The 21938-nt window shown below is 63.6% G+C and carries 21 protein-coding genes; 12 read left to right on the top strand and 9 right to left on the bottom strand.

Going from position 1 to position 21938, the window contains the following annotated elements:
- Positions 1-224 precede the first annotated feature (224 nt).
- The 6 genes from ssuE to MJ643_RS03400 all read left to right on the top strand — a co-directional run bounded on the left by ssuE (position 225) and on the right by MJ643_RS03400 (position 4949).
- Complete coding sequence (gene ssuE / locus MJ643_RS03375; protein WP_024087992.1) at positions 225-818, top strand: NADPH-dependent FMN reductase; 594 nt, start codon at positions 225-227, stop codon at positions 816-818.
- Positions 819-902: 84 nt separating this feature from the next.
- The gene (locus MJ643_RS03380) at positions 903-1868 is read left to right on the top strand and encodes a sulfonate ABC transporter substrate-binding protein (RefSeq protein WP_023660886.1); all 966 of its coding nucleotides are present in this window, start codon (positions 903-905) and stop codon (positions 1866-1868) included.
- Between the two features lie 59 nt (positions 1869-1927).
- A complete protein-coding gene (gene ssuD, locus MJ643_RS03385) occupies positions 1928-3076 on the top strand; it encodes an FMNH2-dependent alkanesulfonate monooxygenase (protein ID WP_013970448.1) in 1149 nt (382 codons plus the stop codon).
- A gap of 10 nt (positions 3077-3086) precedes the next feature.
- Positions 3087-3884 carry an aliphatic sulfonate ABC transporter permease SsuC gene (ssuC, locus tag MJ643_RS03390; RefSeq protein ID WP_013970449.1) on the top strand — a complete coding sequence of 266 codons (798 nt, stop codon included), beginning with the start codon at positions 3087-3089 and terminating at the stop codon, positions 3882-3884.
- Entirely contained in the window at positions 3881-4693 is an 813-nt protein-coding gene (gene ssuB / locus MJ643_RS03395; protein ID WP_013970450.1) for an aliphatic sulfonates ABC transporter ATP-binding protein, read from the top strand. Before ssuC ends, ssuB begins: the two co-directional genes overlap by 4 nt.
- Before the next feature lie 40 nt (positions 4694-4733).
- The gene (locus tag MJ643_RS03400; RefSeq protein ID WP_003255829.1) at positions 4734-4949 is read left to right on the top strand and encodes a molybdopterin-binding protein; all 216 of its coding nucleotides are present in this window, start codon (positions 4734-4736) and stop codon (positions 4947-4949) included.
- Between the two features lie 97 nt (positions 4950-5046).
- On the opposite strand, the gene MJ643_RS03405 is transcribed toward MJ643_RS03400, so the two are convergent.
- The 4 genes from MJ643_RS03405 to MJ643_RS03420 all read right to left on the bottom strand — a co-directional run bounded on the left by MJ643_RS03405 (position 5047) and on the right by MJ643_RS03420 (position 10117).
- A complete protein-coding gene (locus MJ643_RS03405) occupies positions 5047-5679 on the bottom strand; it encodes a TetR/AcrR family transcriptional regulator (RefSeq protein ID WP_013970451.1) in 633 nt (210 codons plus the stop codon).
- A complete protein-coding gene (gene gshA, locus MJ643_RS03410; RefSeq protein WP_024087993.1) occupies positions 5679-7256 on the bottom strand; it encodes a glutamate--cysteine ligase in 1578 nt (525 codons plus the stop codon). Before gshA ends, MJ643_RS03405 begins: the two co-directional genes overlap by 1 nt.
- Positions 7257-7409: 153 nt before the next feature.
- The gene (locus MJ643_RS03415) at positions 7410-7793 is read right to left on the bottom strand and encodes a PaaI family thioesterase (protein ID WP_003257433.1); all 384 of its coding nucleotides are present in this window, start codon (positions 7791-7793) and stop codon (positions 7410-7412) included.
- Positions 7793-10117 carry a Tex family protein gene (locus MJ643_RS03420; RefSeq protein ID WP_013970453.1) on the bottom strand — a complete coding sequence of 775 codons (2325 nt, stop codon included), beginning with the start codon at positions 10115-10117 and terminating at the stop codon, positions 7793-7795. Before MJ643_RS03420 ends, MJ643_RS03415 begins: the two co-directional genes overlap by 1 nt.
- Positions 10118-10334: 217 nt before the next feature.
- Here MJ643_RS03420 and ompR point away from each other — a divergent pair, with 217 nt between their 5' ends.
- Positions 10335-11075, top strand: coding sequence for a two-component system response regulator OmpR (ompR, locus tag MJ643_RS03425; protein ID WP_012270052.1), 741 nt, complete (start codon positions 10335-10337; stop codon positions 11073-11075).
- Between the two features lie 13 nt (positions 11076-11088).
- Positions 11089-12402 (top strand): ATP-binding protein, encoded by a 1314-nt coding sequence (locus MJ643_RS03430; protein ID WP_013970454.1) that lies wholly within the window; start codon positions 11089-11091, stop codon positions 12400-12402.
- A 114-nt stretch (positions 12403-12516) separates the two neighbouring features.
- Here MJ643_RS03430 and rimK read toward each other — a convergent pair whose 3' ends face one another.
- On the bottom strand, positions 12517-13422 hold the full coding sequence (gene rimK / locus MJ643_RS03435; RefSeq protein WP_013970455.1) for a 30S ribosomal protein S6--L-glutamate ligase: 906 nt from the start codon (positions 13420-13422) through the stop codon (positions 12517-12519).
- Positions 13419-13868, bottom strand: coding sequence for an ATP-dependent zinc protease (locus tag MJ643_RS03440; RefSeq protein ID WP_169774668.1), 450 nt, complete (start codon positions 13866-13868; stop codon positions 13419-13421). The genes rimK and MJ643_RS03440 overlap by 4 nt, the downstream gene beginning before the upstream one ends.
- Positions 13869-14010: 142 nt before the next feature.
- On the opposite strand from MJ643_RS03440, the gene MJ643_RS03445 reads away from it, so the two are divergent.
- Positions 14011-14412, top strand: a complete 402-nt coding sequence (locus tag MJ643_RS03445) for a S4 domain-containing protein (RefSeq protein ID WP_013970457.1) — start codon at positions 14011-14013, stop codon at positions 14410-14412.
- A gap of 129 nt (positions 14413-14541) precedes the next feature.
- Here the strand turns inward: MJ643_RS03445 and MJ643_RS03450 are convergent, their stop codons facing one another.
- The gene (locus MJ643_RS03450) at positions 14542-15336 is read right to left on the bottom strand and encodes a phosphatase PAP2 family protein (protein WP_023662013.1); all 795 of its coding nucleotides are present in this window, start codon (positions 15334-15336) and stop codon (positions 14542-14544) included.
- A gap of 121 nt (positions 15337-15457) precedes the next feature.
- Between MJ643_RS03450 and hslO the strand changes: the two genes are divergently transcribed.
- From hslO to MJ643_RS03465, 3 genes are all read left to right on the top strand, one after another.
- Positions 15458-16357, top strand: a complete 900-nt coding sequence (hslO, locus tag MJ643_RS03455; RefSeq protein WP_013970459.1) for an Hsp33 family molecular chaperone HslO — start codon at positions 15458-15460, stop codon at positions 16355-16357.
- A 179-nt stretch (positions 16358-16536) separates the two neighbouring features.
- Entirely contained in the window at positions 16537-18078 is a 1542-nt protein-coding gene (locus tag MJ643_RS03460; protein ID WP_013970460.1) for a phosphoenolpyruvate carboxykinase, read from the top strand.
- A 214-nt stretch (positions 18079-18292) separates the two neighbouring features.
- Positions 18293-18733, top strand: coding sequence for a thioesterase family protein (locus MJ643_RS03465; RefSeq protein ID WP_013970461.1), 441 nt, complete (start codon positions 18293-18295; stop codon positions 18731-18733).
- A 55-nt stretch (positions 18734-18788) separates the two neighbouring features.
- On the opposite strand, the gene MJ643_RS03470 is transcribed toward MJ643_RS03465, so the two are convergent.
- Entirely contained in the window at positions 18789-19271 is a 483-nt protein-coding gene (locus MJ643_RS03470; RefSeq protein ID WP_013970462.1) for a glycine zipper domain-containing protein, read from the bottom strand.
- Between the two features lie 317 nt (positions 19272-19588).
- Entirely contained in the window at positions 19589-21934 is a 2346-nt protein-coding gene (locus MJ643_RS03475; RefSeq protein ID WP_024087994.1) for an FdhF/YdeP family oxidoreductase, read from the bottom strand.
- Positions 21935-21938 lie beyond the last annotated feature (4 nt).

Raw genomic sequence — 21938 nt, forward strand, 5'->3', positions numbered from 1 at the left:
ATCACCGTAACCGGTGTCCGGAAATACTTGACCAGAACATGCCCGCTCCCACAGGAACATTGCAGGACTTGGCTTTGCTACAAAACCTGTGGGAGCGGGCGTGCCCGCGAATAGGCCCTTGAAGATAAAAACAAAAATGGAATAAATAAATGAAAAAATATGATTTCTAGATATATGCGGGGGCTGTTAATGTCACCTCCAACAGAACACAAGGAAGCGCTGCAATGCTGGTCGTCTCAATCGGTGGTAGCCCCAGTACCCGTTCACGCTCCGGCGTGCTGTTGGAGCGTTCTCGCCAGTGGCTGCAGGACCGTGGCGTCGAGGTAGTGACGTTCCAGGTGCGCGACTTTCCCGCCGAAGACCTGCTGCACGCCCGTTTCGACAGCCCGCAGGTGCAGCACTTCCAGCAGCTGGTCGCCCAGGCCGATGGCCTGATCGTCGCCACGCCGGTGTACAAGGCCTCGTTCGCCGGAGCCCTGAAAACCTTGCTCGACCTGCTGCCCGAACGCGCCCTGGCACACAAGATCGTGTTGCCTATCGCCACCGGCGGCAGCATCGCCCACATGCTGGCGGTGGATTACGCACTGAAACCCGTGCTGTCGGCACTCAAGGCGCAAGAGACCCTGCAAGGGATCTTCGCCGACGACAGCCAGGTCGCCTACGCAGAAGGCTCCAGGCCCGCGCAGCTGGTAGCGGCGCTGGAAGAACGCCTGCAGGACGCGCTGGAAACCTTCCACGTTGCACTAGCCCGCCGGCCGCGCCCCGTGGCGCCCGGCGTATTGAACGAACGCCTGATCAGCGCTCGCTGGAGCATCTGACCGGCCCAACCCGCTTCACCACCTTACTCGCCCGACAACGAGGCAAGCAGGTGCAACCCGAACCCACTCGCACAGGAGAGCGCCATGCGCACAGTCTTCTTGCGTCGCGGTCTGGTCGCCCTGTTTGCGGCGGCTGTGTCCTTCGGCGCCATCACCCAAGCCCAGGCCGAGAGCCTGCGTATCGGTTACCAGAAATACGGCACCCTGGTGCTGCTCAAAGCCAAGGGCACGCTGGAAAAGCGCCTGGCCGAGCAGGGCGTGCAGGTGCAATGGACCGAGTTCCCCGGCGGCCCGCAACTGCTTGAGGGGCTGAACGTCGGCTCCATCGATTTTGGCGTCACCGGTGAAACCCCGCCGGTGTTCGCCCAGGCCGCCGGTGCCGACCTGCTGTACGTCGCCTACGAGCCGCCAGCACCGCACAGCGAGGCGATCCTGGTGCCGAATGGCTCGCCGATCCAGTCGGTCAAAGACCTCAAGGGCAAGAAAGTCGCTCTCAACAAAGGCTCCAACGTTCACTACCTGCTGGTTCGCGCCCTGGAAGACGCCGGCCTGAAATACAGCGACATCCAGCCGGTGTACCTGCCCCCGGCCGACGCCCGCGCCGCCTTCGAGCGCGGCAGCGTGGACGCCTGGGTGATTTGGGACCCGTACCAGGCTGCCGCCGAGAAACAGCTTCAGGCTCATGCCCTGCGCGATGGCAAGGGCCTGGTCGACAACCATCAGTTCTACCTGGCCACTCGCAACTACGCGACCCAGCACCCGGCGGTGATCAACACCCTGATCGAAGAAGTGCGTGCCGTAGGTGAATGGTCCCAGGCCAACCCGCAGGAAGTGACCGACCAGGTCGCGCCGCTGCTCGGCCTGCCCGCCGATATCACCCTGACTTCGGTCAAGCGCCAAGGCTACGGTGCCGCGCCGCTCACCCCGGAAGTGGTGGCCGCGCAACAGAAGATCGCCGACACGTTCCAGGCACTGAAGCTGATTCCCAAGCCGCTGAGCATCAAGGACGTGATCTGGACTCCCCCGGCCAAGGTCGCCAGTGCGCCTTGATTGATTCGCCTGCGCCGGGGCGCCGCCCTGGCTGAGCCCCCCTTGAGGAGACAACTCCAATGAGCCTTGACATCTTCTGGTTTCTTCCTACCCACGGTGACGGCAAGTACCTGGGCACCTCCGATGGCGCCCGCGCAGTCGACCATGGCTACCTGCAGCAGATCGCCCAGGCGGCCGACCGGCTCGGCTTTGGTGGCGTGCTGATACCTACCGGGCGCTCCTGCGAGGACTCCTGGCTGGTCGCGGCATCGCTGATCCCGGTGACCCAGCGGCTGAAGTTCCTGGTCGCCCTGCGCCCCGGGATCATTTCGCCGACCGTGGCGGCACGCCAGGCAGCAACCCTTGATCGCCTGTCCAATGGCCGCGCGCTGTTCAACCTGGTGACCGGTGGCGACCCGGACGAGTTGGCCGGTGACGGCCTGCACCTGAACCATCAGGAACGTTATGAAGCCTCTGTAGAGTTCACCCGTATCTGGCGCAAGGTGCTGGAAGGCGAGGTGGTCGACTACGACGGCAAGCACATCCAGGTGAAGGGCGCCAAGCTGCTCTACCCGCCGATCCAGCAACCACGCCCGCCACTGTATTTCGGTGGTTCCTCCGAAGCCGCACAGGACCTGGCCGCCGAGCAGGTCGAGCTGTACCTGACCTGGGGCGAGCCGCCGAGTGCGGTCGCTGAAAAAATCGCCCAGGTGCGTGAGAAAGCCGCTGCTCAGGGCCGCGAAGTGCGCTTCGGCATCCGCCTGCACGTGATCGTGCGGGAAACCAACGAAGAAGCCTGGGCCGCTGCCGACAAGCTCATCTCGCACCTGGACGACGACACCATCGCTCGTGCACAGGCCTCGCTGGCGCGCTTCGACTCGGTCGGCCAGCAACGCATGGCCGCCCTGCACAACGGCAACCGTGACAAATTGGAGGTCAGCCCCAACCTGTGGGCCGGGGTCGGCCTGGTGCGTGGCGGTGCCGGTACCGCGCTGGTGGGGGATGGCCCGACCGTCGCGGCACGCGTCAAGGAATACGCCGAGCTGGGCATCGATACCTTCATCTTCTCCGGCTACCCGCACCTGGAAGAGTCGTACCGGGTGGCCGAGTTGCTGTTCCCGCACCTGGATGTGCAACGCCCGGAGCAAGCCAAGGCCGGCGGCTATGTGAGCCCGTTTGGCGAAATGGTGGCCAACGACATCCTGCCCAAGTCCGTTGCGCAGAGCTGAGGGCCAGGCCATGAGTCGTGCAACTTCCAACAACCTTGGCCAGCGCCTGGCGCCATGGGCGCTGCCGGTACTGCTGCTGGCTGCCTGGCAACTGGCGGTCAGCGCCGGCTGGCTGTCGACGCGCATCCTGCCCGCGCCCAGCGCCGTGGTCAGCGCCGGCGTCGAGCTGGTGCGCAGCGGCGAGATCTGGACCCACCTGGCCATCAGTGGCTGGCGTGCCGGGCTGGGCTTCGTCATCGGTGGCAGCATCGGCCTGGTGCTGGGTTTCATCACCGGCCTGTCGAACTGGAGCGAACGCCTGTTCGACAGCTCGGTGCAGATGATTCGCAACGTGCCGCACCTGGCGCTGATCCCGCTGGTGATCCTGTGGTTCGGTATCGACGAGTCGGCAAAGATCTTCCTGGTGGCGCTGGGCACGCTGTTCCCGATCTACCTGAACACCTATCACGGCATCCGCAACGTCGACCTTGCGCTGGTGGAAATGGCGCGTAGCTATGGCTTGTCCGGCTTCAGCCTGTTCCGCCAGGTGATCCTGCCCGGAGCATTGCCTTCGATCCTGGTAGGCGTGCGCTTTGCCCTGGGCTTCATGTGGCTGACCCTGATCGTTGCCGAAACCATTTCGGCCAATGCCGGCATCGGTTACCTGGCGATGAACGCCCGTGAGTTCCTGCAGACCGACGTGGTAGTGCTGGCCATCGTCCTGTATGCCGTGCTCGGCAAGCTTGCCGACCTCGCAGCCCGGGGCCTGGAGCGTGTGTGGCTGCGCTGGCACCCGGCCTATCAAGTGGCGAAGAAGGAGGGCGCATGACCGTACTCAAGGAACAGCCGCCACGCCTGCTGCGTGGCATCCCGCTGGCTTCCAGCGGCCTGCGCAAGACCTTTGGCCAGCGCGAAGTGCTGAAGGGGATCGAGCTGCATATTCCTGCCGGCCAGTTCGTCGCCATCGTCGGCCGTAGTGGCTGCGGCAAGAGCACCTTGCTGCGCCTGCTGGCCGGTCTCGACCAGCCCACTGCAGGCCAGTTGCTGGCCGGTGCGGCGCCGCTGGAGCAGGCCCGCGAAGAAACCCGCCTGATGTTCCAGGACGCGCGCCTGCTGCCATGGAAGAAGGTGATCGACAACGTTGGCCTGGGCCTGTCTGGCGACTGGCGCCCGCGTGCGCTGGAAGCGTTGGAGTCGGTTGGCCTGGCCGATCGCGCCAATGAATGGCCGGCGGCTCTGTCGGGTGGCCAGAAGCAGCGTGTGGCCCTGGCCCGGGCGCTGATTCACCAGCCGCGCCTGCTGCTGCTGGACGAGCCGCTCGGTGCGCTGGATGCATTGACCCGTATCGAGATGCAGCAACTGATCGAACGCCTGTGGCGTCAGCACGGCTTCACCGTGTTGCTGGTTACCCACGATGTCAGCGAGGCAGTCGCCGTGGCTGACCGGGTGATCCTGATCGAGGACGGCGAAGTCGGGCTCGACCTCACTGTCGACCTGGCACGGCCTCGGGCGCGTGGTTCGCACCGCCTGGCCGCGCTGGAAAGCGAAGTGCTCAACCGTGTTCTGTCGGCCCCGGGCGCTGCGCCCGAGCCGGATCCTGTAGCCCCTTTGCCCACGCAACTGCGTTGGGCGCACTGACTCACTTACCAGACTGAAGCCATAGAGAAGGAATCAAATCATGACCATCAAAGCCATCAACGTTCGCAACCAGTTCAAAGGCACCGTGAAGGAAATCCTGGAAGGCCCGGTACTGTCGGAAATCGACGTGCAGACTGCCTCGGGCATCGTCACTTCGGTCATCACCACCCGCTCTGTGCGTGAGCTGGAGCTGCAGGTGGGCAGTGAAGTGATTGCCTTCGTGAAATCGACTGAAGTGTCCATCGCCAAGCTGTGATGGGTGTTGGCCATGGGGCTGCTGTGCAGCCCTTCGCGGGCACGCCCGCTCCCACAGGTACTGCGCAGGTTTCATGTTTTGCGCGGCCCCAATGATCTCAGCTGGAACGCTTCGCCAGAAATGGCGGTAGATACAACCCCAGATACGCCTCGAACACTCGCTTGCCTTCCTCGGCCATGCGCGGGGTGATCGCCTCATGCAGCTGCACCGACCGCGCATACACCCGGTCACTCAATTCCATGGCCAGGGCAAACACGTCCACATCCGCCGGCATCACCGGCAGATGAAAATGCTGGCCGAACAACTTGTGCATCAAGTCGCCCAGTTCCATGTCGTGCTGCCGGTCGGCCTGCACCACTTCGCTCAGGCCATGCTGGGCCAGGATCAGTTGCCGCGCCGCCGCGTCCTCGTTATAGATATCCAGCATGCGCTGCTCGATCAGCCGTGACAGTTCGTGCCAGGTGTTGAACGCACTGCTGTCGATCGGCGCGCTCAGCGCTTCCCGGAAGGCCCGGTGCACATCGGCCGTCAACGCCTCCAGCAGCGCCGGCACGCTGGCGAAGAAGTGGTACACCGACGACGGTGGTATCTGTGCGCGCTCGGCCACGCTGTAGATCGACAGGCTCGCCACTCCCAGCTCGGCCAGTAACTCGCGTGCAGCAGCCAGGATCGCCTCGATCCTGGCCTGGCTGCTGGCGCGCGGCTTGCGCGGGGTGGCAGTGCGGGTCATCAGTTGCTGATCGCCAGGATGCTGGCCTGGTAGGCGCCGACGAACAGGTCGAAGTCGCCGACTTCCTGCTGTTCCAGGCGCGACTGCTCGGCCAGCGAGTCGCGGGCGAGGGTTTCGAAGGCCTGCTGGCGTTCGACCGGCAGTGGCTGCTCGCGGAAGGTTTCGGCGTGAATACGACTCTGGCGCAGGGCGAACTTGACGAAGCTTTCGTTATGCTCGGTCATGCGCGCCAGCACTTGGGCCGACGGGGTCAGCGAGGCGTCGTCGACCTTGGCCTGCTGGGCATCCAGGGCATTGCCGTGCTCTGCACCGCCTTGCGCCTGGTCGAGCAGATCGGCCAGTGGCCGGATACGCTCGATCAGCTCGCTGGCCCAGGTCTTCAGGCCGATCGGCTGGCCATTGCGGCGCAGTTCCAGGCCCGGGCGCCGGCCTTCCTTGACCACGGTCAGGAAGTTGTTGGTGCACTGGCCGCATTCGCCGTTGTCCAGTTGCGGGCTGTCTTCCAGCGCGCAGAACAGCAGGAACGCGTCGAGGAAGCGCGCCTCGGTCAGGTCGATGCCCACCGGCAGGAACGGGTTGATGTCCAGGCAACGCACTTCCACGTACTGCACGCCGCGCGAGGTCAGGGCCTGGATCGGCCGCTCGCCGGTGTAGGTGACGCGCTTGGGGCGAATGTTCGAGTAGTACTCGTTTTCGATCTGCAGGATGTTGGTGTTCAGCTGTACCCACTCGCCATCCACGTGCGTGCCGACTTCGACGTAAGGAGGGTAGGGCGTGCCCACCGCCTTGCGCAGGCTGTCGGTGTAGCTGGCCAGGTTGTTGTAGCACGGCGTGAGGCCGGCCTGGGCGTTGCTCTGGTAGCCCAGGTCGCTCATGCGCAGGCTGGTGGCGTAGGGCAGATACAAGGTTTCGGCATCCAGCTCTTCGAGCTGGTGCGGGCGGCCACGCAGGAAGCCTTTGTCCAGGGCCGGCGAGGCGCCGAACAAGTAAATCAGCAGCCAGCTGTAGCGGCGGAAATTACGGATCAGCGCGATATAGGCCGACGACTGGTAGTCGCGGTCGCTTTCTCTGCCGCCTTCTGCGGAGCGCAGCAACGGCCACAGCGCTTCGGGCAGCGAGAAGTTGTAATGGATACCGGCGATGCACTGCATGGTGCGGCCGTAGCGCAGGGCCAGGCCCTTGCGGTAGACATGCTTGAGCTTACCGATGTTCGAGCTGCCGTACTCGGCGATCGGGATGTCCTCCTCGGCCGGCAGCGTGCAAGGCATCGACGGGCTCCACAGGTATTCGTCGCCCAGCTTGCTGTAGACGAAACGGTGGGTCTCTTCGAGGCTTTCCAGCACCTTGGCCGGGTCGGGAAGGGCCGGGGTGATGAACTCCAGCAGCGACTCGGAATAATCGGTGGTGATCTGCTCGTTGGTCAGCGCCGATCCCAGAGCTTGCGGATGCGGGGTCTGGGCCAGGCGACCTTCGTCGGTCACGCGCAGACATTCGCGCTCAATACCGTGCAGGCACTGCTTGAGCAGGGGAAGATTGGCGCCGAGCAGGCTCAGGCGGCGGTTGAGGAGGTCGCTCAAGATGTATTCCTTCACGCGTCAGTCGCCCCAATATGGGGGTAGAGATAACGGTCTACAAGGGTAGGAAGAAAGGAACTGGCGTTGTCGCCTGGTTAACGCGGATCCAGCAGTGCCAGCGCACTGCTGAAAATACCGCAGATAATGCTTGGTGAGCTAGAGAACCGCGAAGGTTCCTTGCGCTTTCGCCACCAGCTTGTCGCCCTGAACTACGTCGGCGTCGACCACCAGGGTACGCCGCCCGGCGTGCAGCACGCGGGCGGTGCACAGCACCTCGCCGTCACTGACGGCGCGCATGTAGTTGATCTTGCACTCGATGGTGACGCTTTGCTGGTCGAAGCCATGGCTGGCCGAGCAGGCCAGGCCCATGGCGATGTCCACCAGGCTGAAGATCGCCCCGCCGTGCAGCTTCTGGCCACGGTTGCGCAAGTGTGGCTCGAGCGCCAGGGCTACCTCGGCAACACCTGTTTCCAGGCGTTGCAGGCGGCAGCCGAGGAGCTGGCTGAAGGCGCTTTCGACGTATTCGCGTGGAACGTCCATCACTTCTTCTTCAGCTGCTTGGCGTTGGCGAACAGGGCTGCCATGGCGTTGTTGGCCGGTGCAGCGGTGGCGGTTTCGCGCTGGCGCGGCGCCTGCTGCTGGCGGTTGCCGCCATTGCCACGGTTACCGCCGCGGTTGCCATCGACCTTCTCGCCAGGGGTGTCGCTCATGCGCATGGACAGGCCGACACGCTTGCGCGGGATGTCCACTTCCATGACCTTGACCTTGACCACGTCGCCGGCCTTGACCGCTTCACGCGGGTCCTTGATGAACTTCTCCGACAGCGCCGAAATGTGCACCAGGCCGTCCTGGTGCACGCCGATGTCGACGAAGGCGCCGAAGTTGGTGACGTTGGTCACCACGCCTTCGAGGATCATGCCCGGTTCCAGGTCCTTGAGGTCTTCGACGCCGTCCTGGAAGGTGGCGGTCTTGAATTCGGGGCGTGGGTCGCGGCCAGGCTTGTCCAGTTCTTGCAGGATGTCGGTGACGGTCGGCAGGCCGAAGGTTTCATCGGTAAATTTCTTCGGGTCCAGACGCTTGAGGAAGCTGCTGTCACCGATCAGCGAGCGGATGTCACGGCCGGTATCGGCGGCAATCCGTTGCACCAGCGGGTAGGCCTCGGGGTGCACCGCAGAGGCATCCAGCGGGTTGTCGCCGTTCATCACACGCAGGAAGCCGGCGGCTTGTTCAAAGGTTTTCTCACCCAGGCGGCTGACCTTTTTCAGTGCCGCGCGAGTGGCGAACGGGCCGTTGGCATCGCGGTGGGCGACGATGTTCTGCGCCAGGGTAGCGTTAAGGCCGGAGATGCGCGTCAGCAGGGCCACCGAGGCGGTGTTGACGTCCACGCCCACGGCGTTCACGCAGTCCTCGACCACGGCGTCCAGGCCGCGCGCCAGTTTCAGTTGAGACACGTCATGCTGGTACTGGCCGACACCGATGGATTTCGGGTCGATCTTCACCAGCTCGGCCAGCGGGTCCTGCAGGCGGCGGGCAATCGACACGGCGCCACGGATCGACACGTCCAGGTCCGGGAATTCGCGGGCGGCCAGTTCCGATGCGGAATACACCGAAGCGCCGGCCTCGGAAACCATGATCTTGGTGATCTTCAGCGCTGGGTACTTCTTGACCAGCTCCGCCACCAGCTTGTCGCTTTCGCGGCTGGCGGTGCCGTTACCGATGGCGATCAGCTCCACCGAGTGCTTGGCGCACAGCGCAGCCATGATCGAAATGGTGCGGTCCCAATCGTTCTTCGGCGCGTGCGGGTAGACCGTGGTGTGGTCCAGCAACTTGCCTGTGGCATCGACCACAGCGATCTTGCAGCCGGTACGCAGGCCCGGGTCGAAGCCCAGGGTGGCGCGCGGGCCGGCCGGGGCGGCCAGCAGCAGGTCGTGCAGGTTGTGGGCGAACACATTGATCGCCTCGCCTTCGGCGTTGTCGCGCAGCTCGCCGAACAGGTCGGTTTCCAGGTGGGTGTACAGCTTGACCTTCCAGGTCCAGCGCACCACTTCGCCCAGCCACTTGTCGGCCGGGCGGTTGCGGTTCTCGATGCCGACGTGGTTGCCGATCATCAGTTCGCACGGGTGCAGGGTGCCGGGCAGTTCTTCGCCGACTTTCAGCGAGGCGCTCAGCACGCCTTCGTTACGCCCGCGGAAAATTGCCAGGGCGCGGTGCGACGGGGCGTTGCGCAGCAGTTCGTCATGGGCGAAGTAGTCGCGGAACTTGGCGCCTTCCTCTTCCTTGCCAGGCACGACGCGGGCGCTGAGCACCGACTCCTGCTTGAGGAAGCTGCGCAGCTTGTCGAGCAGGGCGGCGTCTTCGGCGAAGCGCTCCATGAGGATGTACTTGGCGCCTTCCAGCGCGGCCTTGACGTCGGCCACGCCCTTGTCGGCGTTGACGAAGCGTGCGGCTTCGCTTTCCGGGGCGAGGTCTGGGTTGTTGAACAGGCAGTCGGCCAGCTCGCCGAGGCCGGCTTCCAGGGCGATCTGGCCCTTGGTGCGGCGCTTCTGCTTGTACGGCAGGTACAGGTCTTCGAGGCGGGTCTTGGTATCGGCCAGCTTGATCTCGCGGGCCAGTTCCGGGGTCAGCTTGCCCTGCTCCTCGATGCTGGCCAGGATGCTGGCACGGCGCTCGTCGAGTTCGCGCAGGTAGCGCAGGCGCTCTTCCAGATGGCGCAGCTGGGTGTCGTCCAGGCTACCGGTCACTTCCTTGCGGTAGCGGGCGATGAAGGGCACGGTCGAGCCTTCGTCCAACAGGCCCACGGCCGCCTCGACCTGCTGGGGGCGTACGCCCAGTTCCTCGGCGATACGGCTGTTGATGCTGTCCATGTAAACCACCTGACATTTGTGAATACGGGGGTCGCCTGTGGGCCTGTCGCCCGGCGGCGCTGGATGAAAGCCGCGCATTATACCCATCGCAAACGGCTTGCGGTGATGGCGCCCGGCCAGCCGGAACTGGCGCCGGGGGAAAAATCTGCTAACAATGCTCACGCAACGTGCAGCAATGGCTACGCCATAATGCGCGGCGATATCAGAGGAGTTATTCATGACCGGCACGCCAAACACCGCTGAAGGTGACAAGATTCTCATCGTCGACGACGACCCGGGGCTGAGCAGCCTGCTGGAACGTTTCTTCACCAGCAAGGGCTACCGTGCCCGTGCGGTGCCCAACACCGAGCAGATGGACCGCCTGCTGCAGCGTGAGGTGTTCAACCTGGTGGTGCTCGACCTGATGCTGCCCGGCGAGGATGGCCTGTCGGCGTGCAAGCGCCTGCGCCAGCAGAACAACCAGATCCCGATCATCATGCTCACCGCCAAGGGTGACGAGCTCAGCCGTATCAAGGGCTTGGAGCTGGGCGCAGACGACTACCTGGGCAAGCCGTTCAACCCGGACGAGCTGATGGCCCGGGTCAAGGCCGTGCTGCGCCGCCAGGCACCGAGCGTGCCGGGTGCGCCTGGTAGCGAAGACGAGTCGGTCACCTTCGGCGACTACGAGCTGTCGCTGGCCACTCGCGAACTCAAGCGTGGCGACGAAGTGCACATGCTCACCACCGGCGAGTTCGCCGTGCTCAAGGCGCTGGTGATGCACGCACGCGAGCCGCTGACCCGCGACAAGCTGATGAACCTGGCGCGTGGCCGCGAATGGGATGCGCTGGAACGCTCCATCGACGTGCAGATTTCGCGTCTGCGCCGCATGATCGAGCCGGACCCGTCCAAGCCGCGTTATATCCAGACCGTGTGGGGCGTGGGCTACGTGTTCGTGCCGGACGGAAACGCCGGTAAATGATGCCGCGCCGTCGATGAAAACACCGCTCTGGTTTCCGCAAAGTTTCTTCGCCCGCACCCTGTGGCTGGTGTTGATCGTCGTCCTGTTCTCCAAGGCGTTGACCCTGGTCTACCTGTTGATGAACGAGGACGTGCTGGTCGACCGTCAGTACAGCCACGGTGTTGCGCTGACCCTGCGCGCTTATTGGGCGGCCGACGAAGAAAACCGCGACAAGATCGCCGAAGCGGCAGGCCTTATCCGGGTCACCGGCTCGGGCGTGCCCGAGGGTGAGCAGCACTGGCCCTACAGCGAAATCTACCAACGGCAGATGCAGGCCGAGTTGGGTGAAGACACCGAGGTACGGCTGCGCATTCATGCGCCGCCGGCGTTGTGGGTCAATGCGCCAAGCCTGGGGCCGGGCTGGTTGAAGGTACCGCTGTACCCGCACCCGCTGCGTGGGCAGAAGATCTGGAACGTGCTGGGTTGGTTCCTGGCCATCGGCCTGTTGTCCACAGCTTCGGCCTGGATCTTCGTGCGCCAGCTGAACCAGCCGCTCAAGCGCCTGGTGTTCGCCGCCCGGCAGCTGGGCCAGGGGCGCAGCGTGCGCCTGCCGATCAGCGATACGCCCAGCGAGATGACCGAGGTGTACAAGGCCTTCAACCAGATGGCCGAGGATGTCGAGCAGGCCGGGCGCGAGCGCGAGCTGATGCTGGCCGGGGTTTCCCACGACCTGCGTACACCGCTGACGCGCCTGCGCCTGTCGTTGTCGTTGCTGGACAGCGACAGCGAACTGAGTGACGACATGGTCCGCGATATCGAGGACATGGACGCGATCCTCGACCAGTTCCTGGCCTTTATCCGCGATGGGCGTGACGAGCCGGTTGAGGAGGTCGACCTGGCCGACCTGGTGCGCGAAGTGGTGGCGCCGTACAACCAGCCGGAAGAACGGGTGCGGTTGTGCCTGGAGCCGATCCCACCGTTCCCGCTGCGCCGGGTTTCGCTCAAGCGCATGCTGGGCAACCTGATCGGCAACGCCCTGCACCACGCCGGCAAAGGGGTCGAGGTGGCCGCCTATGTGTCGGGCGACGAGAGTGCGCCGTATGTGGTGCTGAGCGTGCTGGACCGCGGGACGGGGATCGACGAGTCGGAGCTGGAGACCATCTTCAACCCGTTCATTCGTGGTGACCGGGCCCGGGGGGGCAAGGGCACCGGGCTGGGGCTGGCGATCGTCAAGCGGATCGCGGCGCAGCATGGTGGGAATGTGGAGTTGCGCAATCGCTCTGGTGGCGGGATCGAGGCGCGGGTACGGTTGCCTTTGGGGCTGTTGCTACCGCGCAATGCCGTGTGATTGCCGGGGCCGCTTTGCGGCCCTTTCGCGACACAGGGCCGCTCCTACAGAGGATCGCGTAATCCTGTAGGAGCGGCCTTGTGTCGCGATGGGCTGCGCAGCAGCCCCAAAATCTCAGCCCTTACCCTTGGTCCGAGTCTGATTAGGCCCACCATTCTTCTCCAGATGCTCGATGATCATGGCGGCCACGTTCTTGCCGGTGGTCACTTCGATGCCTTCCAGCCCCGGCGATGAGTTCACTTCCATCACCAGCGGCCCGTGGTTGGAGCGCAGGATATCCACACCCGCCACACTCAAGCCCATTACCTTGGCCGCGCGAATGGCGGTCATGCGTTCTTCCGGGGTGATCTTGATCAGGCTGGCCACTCCACCGCGGTGCAGGTTGGAGCGGAATTCGCCTGGCTTGGCCTGGCGCTTCATCGACGCAATGACCTTGTCGCCGACCACGAAGCAGCGGATATCCGCGCCACCCGCTTCCTTGATGTATTCCTGCACCATGATGTTCTGCTTCAACCCCATGAACGCCTCGATCACCGATTCGGCGGCCTTGGTGGTTTCGCACAGCACCACGCCGATGCCCTGTGTACCTTCCAGTACCTTGATCACCAGCGGGGCGCCGTTGACCATCTGGATCAGGTCGGGGATGTCGTCCGGCGAGTGGGCGAAACCGGTAATCGGCAGGCCGATGCCGCGCCGCGACAGCAATTGCAGTGAACGCAGCTTGTCGCGGGAGCGGGCTATCGCTACCGACTCGTTGAGCGGATACACACCCATCATCTCGAACTGGCGCAGCACTGCGCAGCCATAGAAGGTCACCGATGCACCGATGCGCGGGATCACCGCGTCGAAGCCTTCCAGCGGCTTGCCGCGGTAGTGGATCTGCGGTTTGTGGCTGGCAATGTTCATGTAGGCCCGCAGGGTGTCGATCACCACCATTTCGTGGCCCCGCTGGGTACCGGCTTCGACCAGGCGGCGGGTGGAATACAGACGCGGATTGCGCGACAGCACAGCGATCTTCATGCAGCACCTGTGGCAGTAGAAAGGGTGGCCGGGAAGGCCGGTTTGTCTTGTACGTATTTGAGGCCAGGGTTGACCACCAGTTGACCATGGATCAGGGCCTTGGAACCCAGCAACAGGCGATAACGCATGTTCTTGCGGCAGGCCAGGGTGAACTCCACTTCCCACACACCATCGCCCAGGGCCAGTGACGTGCGGATGACATAGCGGGTCTGGGCCTGGCCGTTGGAGCTCTTGATGGTTTTCATGGTCACCAGCGGTGCCTCGCAGCGGCGGTGGCGCAACTGCACCACCGAGCCAAGATGTGCGGTAAAGCGGACCCAGGGCTGGCCGTCGCGCTCGAACGGTTCCACCTCGGTGGCGTGCAGGCTGGAGGTGCTGGCACCAGTGTCGATCTTGGCGCGCAGCCCGGCCACGCCGAGGTCGGGCAGGGCGACCCACTCGCGCAGGCCGATCACAGTCAAATGGTCAAATGTCTTCACGAAACGCACCCTGCGGATGAGGTGGTGAACTGTAAGCACGGCGGGGATTTTTTGCATCCGATCGTTACGGTAGTACAGTTCGATGAAACACAGCGTTCGAGGTAACGGGATGGCACAAAAAGCCGAAGACGACGACAAGGTCCGCCTGGACAAATGGCTGTGGGCGGCACGCTTCTACAAGACTCGCGCGCTGGCCAAGGCGGCGATCGAGAGCGGCAAGGTGCATTGCCGGGGTGAGCGCTGCAAGCCGGGCAAGGAGCCGCGGGTGGGTGACGAGTTCGTGCTGCGCACCGGGTTTGACGAGCGCACCGTGGTGGTGAAGGCTCTGTCGGTGGTGCGGCGTGGGGCGCCAGAGGCGCAGACGTTGTACGAAGAGACCGAGGACAGCGTGCGCCGGCGTGAACAGGCGGCGGAACTGCGCAAGGCCGGGGCGATGGGCGTGACCACCGATGGGCGGCCGACCAAGAAGCAGCGGCGGCAGATTCATCAGTTGCATGGGAGCTTCGAATAGCCGGGGCCGCTTTGCGGCCCTTTCGCGACACAAGGCCGCTCCCACAAGCAGGGCGTTGCCTGAATGCCTTGTGCGGTACTTGTGGGAGCGGCCTTGTGTCGCGATGGGCTACGCAGTAGCCCCAAGGATCTAGCGGGTCACCGCCAAGCGCCCGACCAGCGGTAACTTGGCCGTGATCGCGAACACTGGCGCCGTCCAGCGCATCAGCACCGCACTTCCCTTGGCCGCCAGCGGCGTGTAGCAGCTCCAGCCCAACGCCAGCACCGCCATCAGCAGCCCGCCGATGTAGTCATCCTGCCCCCAGTGGGCACCGGCCACCAGGCGCGGCAACATGAACAAAACCGCCAACCCCCAGACCACCAGGTACTGCACCAGGCGGCGGCTGAACACGCTCATGAACAGCGCCCAGACCAGCAGCACCGAGGCATGATCGCCCGGGAAACTCTTGCTGGAACGGTCCTTGAGCTCCCAGACCGCCTCCAGGTTCGGATAGTAGTCGCTGAGGTGCACCACCTCGTCGAACATCATCGAAGGGCTCTTGTGCTGCCAGCCGGCTGCATCCACCCACTTGGAAAACAGCGCGCGAATCACCACTAAGAGGATTAGCGTGACCAGGAAGCCGAAAAAGGCCTGGCGCACCTGGGTTGCCTTGAACACCCAGTCGCCACGGATAAGCACTGCCAGAAGGATCAGGCCGACGACGATGTCGAATGGGCGCAGGCTACCGACGGTCCAGATGTAGCGCCAGGTGGTGTTGTCGGCCAGCGGCGCATTCAGGCTGTGGAATAGCCACTCGTCGAAAGTCAGGCACAAGATCTGGCCAATGGGCCATAACCAGAAACACAGTAGAGCGATAGGAAGCAGCGTACAGGCTGCCAATGGCCCCCAGGACCACCTTGCTTGGAACAGTGGTCGATTGTCCATAAAATACCTCTATTGCAAACAGGAATCGGAGCGCCTTGTGAGCGCTCTGTCACGGGTTCTCGCATGTTTTCCGACAACCCTTGTAACCATTTTGTCATCATTTTTCAGATAGCCAAAACCTATGAGCGACTTGCCTGATACCGATTTCACCCAACGTTTCATCTTCGACGAGCGCGATGTGCGCGGCGAGTGGGTGTCTCTCGATGACAGCTACGCCGCGGTGCTGGCGCGTCATGAGTACCCACAGCCGGTGCAGGCACTGCTGGGCGAGCTGATGGCCGCCACCGCCTTGCTGGTGGGGGCGCTGAAGTTCGACGGCCTGCTGATTCTGCAGGCGCGTTCCGCAGGGCCGATCCCGCTGTTGATGGTCGAATGTTCGGGTGACCGGGACATCCGTGGCATGGCCCGCTACGAAGCGGACCAGATCCCGGCGAATGCGACCCTGTCGCAGCTGATGCCTGACGGCCACCTGACCCTGACCATTGATCCAGTCAAGGGCCAGCGCTACCAGGGCACTGTCGACCTCGACGGCGCCACCCTGTCGGAGTGCTTCACCAACTACTTCGTCCAGTCGCAACAGCTCAACACGCGCTTCTGGCTCAACGCCGAAGGCGGCAAGGCCCGTGGCCTGCTGCTGCAGCAACTGCCGCGCGATCGCCAGCCGGACGATGAAGAGCGTGAAGAAAGCTGGCAGCATGTTGTGGCATTGGCCACCACGCTCAAGGCCGATGAGTGGGCGCTGGACAACGAAACCCTGTTGCACCGCCTGTACCACGAAGATGCCGTGCGCTTGTTCGATATCCAGCCGCTGCGCTTCAACTGCAGCTGCTCTCGCGAACGTTCCGGCAATGCGCTGGTCAGTTTGGGCGAGCACGATGCCAAGGCACTGGTGGAAGAGTGTGGCGGTCAGGTTGAGATCGATTGCCAGTTCTGCAACGAGCGCTATTTCTTCGACGCCAGCGATGTGGCGCAACTGTTTGCTGGTGGCGGCACTGACGTAGCCTCAGAAACTCGTCACTGAAACGTTTAACTACAGGATAATCTCCTGTCGAATTGCGCAAAAGCGCAGTTCTGACAGGAGGGGCCTACTTTTTTTGGGCGTTTCTGGCATAATCCGGCCACTTTTTTCGCTGTAGTAGTTTTTTCAAGACAACTACAAAACGTTTGGAGCACTCGGCCTCGGGCCGGATGGGGTATCTCATGACGCAAGCCAAAAACACCGTGTACACCGACCTGAGCGTCGATGAGCTGGTAAAAGAAGCGCTGCAACGCGGTGAAGGCGTACTAGCCGATACTGGCGCACTGGTCGTGGAGACTGGTCACCGTACAGGCCGTTCGCCGGCTGACCGTTTCATCGTCGAAGAACCTTCCACCCAGGATGCCATTGCCTGGGGCCCGATCAACCGCAAGTTCCCGGCCGACAAGTTCGATGCCCTGTGGGACCGCGTCGAGGCGTTCAACAACGCCCAGGATCACTTCGTTTCCTACGTTCACGTAGGGGCGGCCGCCGAGCACTACCTGCCGGTGAAGATGACCACCCAGACTGCCTGGCAGAACCTGTTCGGTCGTTGCCTGTTCATCAACCCGGAGCAGTACAACCCGGCTGGTCGTGGCGAGTGGCAGGTCCTCAACGTCGCCAACTTCGTGTGCGAGCCTGAGCGTGACGGCACCAACTCCGATGGTTGCGTGATCATCAACTTCGCTCAGAAGAAGGTTCTGATCGCTGGCATGCGCTACGCCGGCGAAATGAAGAAAGCCATGTTCTCGGTACAGAACTTCCTGCTGCCGGCTGCCGACGTACTGCCGATGCACTGCGCCGCCAACATCGGCGAAGCAGGCGATGTAACCCTGTTCTTCGGCCTGTCCGGCACCGGCAAGACCACCCTGTCGGCCGACGAAAGCCGTTACCTGATCGGTGACGACGAGCACGGCTGGGGCGAGGGCGTGGTCTTCAACATCGAAGGCGGCTGCTACGCCAAGTGCATCGACTTGTCCGAGAAGAACGAGCCGGTCATCTGGAAAGCCATCAAGCATGGCGCCGTGCTGGAAAACGTCGTTCTCGACGCCAACAAGCACGCCGACTACACCGATGTCAGCCTGACCCAGAACAGCCGTGCGGCCTACCCGCTGGAGCACGTTGCCAAGCGTTCCGAAGCGAACCTGGGCGGCGAGCCGAACGCAGTCATCTTCCTGACCTGCGACCTGACTGGTGTACTGCCGCCGGTTTCGATCCTGAACAACGAGCAGGCGGCCTACCACTTCCTGTCCGGCTACACCGCGCTGGTCGGTTCCACCGAAATGGGTTCGGGCAGCGGCATCAAGTCGACCTTCTCCACCTGCTTCGGCGCCCCGTTCTTCCCGCGCCCGGCTGGCGAATACGCCGAGCTGCTGATCAAGCGTATCAAGGGCTTCGACTCGAAGGTCTACCTGGTCAACACCGGCTGGACCGGCGGTGGCTACGGCGTTGGCAAGCGCTTCAGCATCCCGACCACCCGTGCCGTGATCGCTGCGATCCAGAGCGGCGCGCTGATCGGTGCCGAAACCGAGCACCTGGACATCATCAACCTGGACGTGCCTAAGGCCGTTCCAGGCGTTGATACCGTGCTGCTCAACCCGCGCACCAACTGGGCTGACAAGGCTGCCTACGACGAGGCTGCCAAAGGCCTGGCCAAGCTGTTCATCGAAAACTTCAAGAAGTTCGAAGTTTCCGACGCCATCAAGGCCGCTGGCCCGCAGCTGTAAGCTGAGCTTGCCGGTAACGAAAAGGCCGCCCCAATGGGCGGCCTTTTCGTTTTCTACTGCCTGTACCGGCCTCTTCGCGGCTAAAGCCGCTCCTACAGGTACTGCACTGCATTCAACGTTGGTGGTGTAGCCGCGAAGAGGCCGGCACAAGCAGCGGGAAACCGGTTTTTCTGTTTCACTGTCAGCATTCATTGCGAAGACAAGAGCCAGCCAGATGACCGAATCCCCACAGCGCACTGCCTTCTCCCACTTCCACCCCATCCTCACTCGCCCCCAGGACAATGACCTGAATGGCCACGTCGCCGGTGCCACCGTGCATGGCTTTTTCGAAACCTCCATTCAAGCGTTCCTCGTCGAACAGGCCGAACTGGACCTGCGTGACGGCGAGCTGGCGGCCTTCGTGGTCAGTTCGGCGGCGGATTTCTACGCACTGCCCGGCTTCCCGGATGTGCTGGAAGTGGGGCTGGGGGTGATGCGCCTGGCGGGCAGCACGGTGGAGTACCGCCTGGCCCTGTTCCGCCCAGGGGAGCCGGAGGCGTGTGCGGCAGGCACGGTGGTGCAGGTGTTCATCGAACGCGCCAGTGGCCGGCCGGTGGCATTGCCAGAGACGCTGCAGGTGATCCTGTCTGGTGTACTGCTGGAACAGCAGGCATAAAAAAGCCCCGCTGGCAGGGGCGGGGCTTTTGTTGCCGGGGCAGGGCCCTCAGGCGTTAGTCGCGCCAGTGGCGCTTGTGCTTGCGATGGCCGTAATGATGGCCACGGTCCCAGTGGCGACGGTCGTCGTCATAACCACGACGGTAGCGGCGGCCATCGTGGTAATCGTCTCTGTCGGCCTCCTTACCCATGTAGTTACCCAGTGCGCCACCGGCACCACCGCCGGCTGCCGCGCCAATGTAGCTACCGGTAGTGCCGCCCACGGAGCGGCCGACCACGTTACCGCCTGCTGCGCCCAGCGCGCCGCCGATTGCGGCTTCCCCACGCTGATGCTTGTCGGCACCCAAGGCACCGCCAGCCGCGCCGCCCAGGCCGGCACCAATGGCGCCGCCGGTGCTACCACCGATGGAGTTGCCCACCACGGAGCCCAGTACCCCACCCAATGCGCCGCCAATGCCGGCCTCGGTGGTGCCGCCTGCCATGGCAACGCCGCTGAGCAAGCTGAAAGACAACAACAGTATCGAGGAGTACTTCTTCATCAAGAGAGCCTCATTAGGATGACGGGGCGATTTTTGAGCCTTACAGGCGCGGCTGGCAACGGAAATCCGACGAGTAACACGAGTTGTACACAATTCTCTAACTTACTGTATTTACTGTGAAACTTTATCGTTTTTTCGCTGTCTGAGACCTTTATGACGAAGCCCTGAACCTTGATGGAACAGGGCTTTTTTCGTTTTTGGCGGCACGGCTTCCGGCCTCTTCGCGGGTGAACCCGCTCCTACAGGGATACCACCGCTCTCAGACCTTGAGTTACCTCTGTGGGAGCGGTTTTACCCGCGAAAAGCCAACACCATTCCTACAGGATGCGCCCGTCGTCCCGCGCCCGCTCCAGTTTGATGGCAATGAACTTCGACGTCGGCGTATGGCTGCCATCGCCAATGCTTTCCAGAGGCACCAGCGGGTTCACCTCCGGGTAGTACGCCGCCGCCTGCCCGGCCGGGATGTCGAAGGCCAGCAGGGTAAAGCCATGCACGCGGCGTACATGCTCATCCCCCCACAACGACACGATGTCGACCTGCTGCCCAGGCTGGAAGCCCAGGCGGATGATGTCGGCTTCGTTGGCGAACAGCACCTCGCGCTGGCCACGCACGCCACGGTAGCGGTCGTCCAGGCCGTAGATGGTGGTGTTGTACTGATCGTGCGAGCGCATCGATTGCATGATCAAGTCTGGCACCTGGCCGCTGGCGCGTACACGCTCGTCGAGCAGCGTGTCGGGCAGCAGGTTGGCCTTGAAGTTCGCGCGGCCGGTGCTGGTATTCCATTCGCGGCTGGCGGCGCTGTTGCCCAGGTAGAAACCGCCCGGCTCGCGCAGGCGCTGGTTGAAGCCGCTGAAGCCGGCGATGGTGTCGCCGATCAGCTCGCGGATACGGTCGTAGTCAGCCACCAGCCAGTGCCAGTCCACGGGCTTCTTGCCCAGGGTGGCGGCGGCGATACCGGCGATGACCGCCGGCTCCGAGCGCATCTGCGTCGACAGCGGCTTCAGCTGGCCATTGGAGGCGTGGACCATGCTGAACGAGTCCTCTACCGTTACCGCCTGTGGCCCTTCTGCCTGCAGGTCGATGTCGGTGCGCCCCAGGCACGGCAGGATCAGAGCCTGCTTGCCGTGCACCAGGTGGCTGCGGTTGAGCTTGGTGCTGATGTGCACGGTCAGCTCGCAGTTGCGCAGTGCCTGGGCGGTGCGCTCGGTGTCTGGCGTTGCCTGGGCGAAGTTGCCGCCCAGGCCGATAAATACCTTGGCCCGGCCGTCGAGCATGGCGTGGATCGCCTCGACGGTGTTGTGGCCGTTGTGCCGGGGCACGGGGAAGCCGAAGCGCTGCTCGATGGCGTCCAGCAGGGCCACCGGCGGGCGCTCGTTGATGCCCATGGTTCGGTCACCCTGCACGTTGCTGTGACCACGCACCGGGCACAGGCCGGCACCTGGCACGCCGATATTGCCGCGCAGCATTTGCAGGTTGACGATTTCCTGAATGGTCGGCACCGAGTGGCGGTGCTGGGTAATGCCCATCGCCCAGCACATGATCACCCGCTTGCCACGGCAGTACATGCGCGCGGCCAGTTCGATATCGGCCAGCGCCAGGCCGGACTGGGTCTGGATGTGCTCCCACGGGGTGGCATCCACTACCGCCAGGTAGTCGTCGACGCCATGGCCATGTTCGGCGATAAAGGCGTGGTCGAAGACTGCCGGTTCGCCGTTGGCCTGGGCTTCGCGTTCCCATTGCAGGACGAACTTGGCCATGCCGCGCAGCAGCGCCATGTCGCCGCCCAAGGCCGGGCGGAAGAATGCGGTGTTGGTCGGCCGGTCGCTGTTGGTCAGCATTTCCAACGGGTTCTGCGGGTGCTGGAAGCGCTCCAGGCCACGTTCCTTGAGCGGGTTGATGCACACCACCTGGGCGCCGCGTTTTACCGCATCGCGCAGCGGGTCAAGCATGCGCGGGTGGTTGGTACCGGGGTTCTGGCCCCAGACGAAAATCGCATCGGCGTGTTCGAAGTCATCGAAGGTGACGGTGCCCTTGCCGACCCCGACGCTTTGCCCCAGGGCCACGCCGCTGGCCTCGTGGCACATGTTCGAGCAGTCGGGGAAGTTGTTGGTGCCGTAGGCCCGCACGAACAGCTGGTACAGGTACGCTGCTTCGTTGCTGGCGCGCCCCGAAGTGTAGAACTCGGCCTGGTCAGGGCTGGCCAGCTTGTTCAACTCGCGAGCGATCAGGGTGAAGGCGGCTTCCCAGCTGATCGGCTGGTAGCGGTCGCTGGACGCGTCATAGACCATCGGCTCGGTCAGGCGCCCCTGGTACTCCAGCCAGTAGTCGCTCTGCTGCAGCAGCGAAGTGACGCTGTAGCGGGCGAAAAAGGCGGCATCGACGCGGCGCTTGGTCGCCTCCCAGTTCACTGCCTTGGCACCGTTCTCGCAGAACTTGACCATGCCGCTTTCCGGCGAGTCGCCCCATGCGCAGCCGGGGCAGTCGAAACCGCCGTTCTGGTTGGTCTTGAGCAGCGCGCGAATGTTCTTCAGCGCGTTATCGCTGCCAACCCAGGCCTTGGCCACGCTGCGCAGCGCGCCCCAACCACCGGCGGGGCCGTGGTAGGGCTTGTAACGAGGTGGAGAGGCTGGGGCGTTGTCCGGGAGGTGTTGGTACGAGGTCACGACT

This window comes from Pseudomonas sp. PNPG3 (assembly GCF_023093815.1).
In the GTDB taxonomy this organism is placed as follows: Bacteria; Pseudomonadota; Gammaproteobacteria; order Pseudomonadales; family Pseudomonadaceae; genus Aquipseudomonas; species Aquipseudomonas asiatica.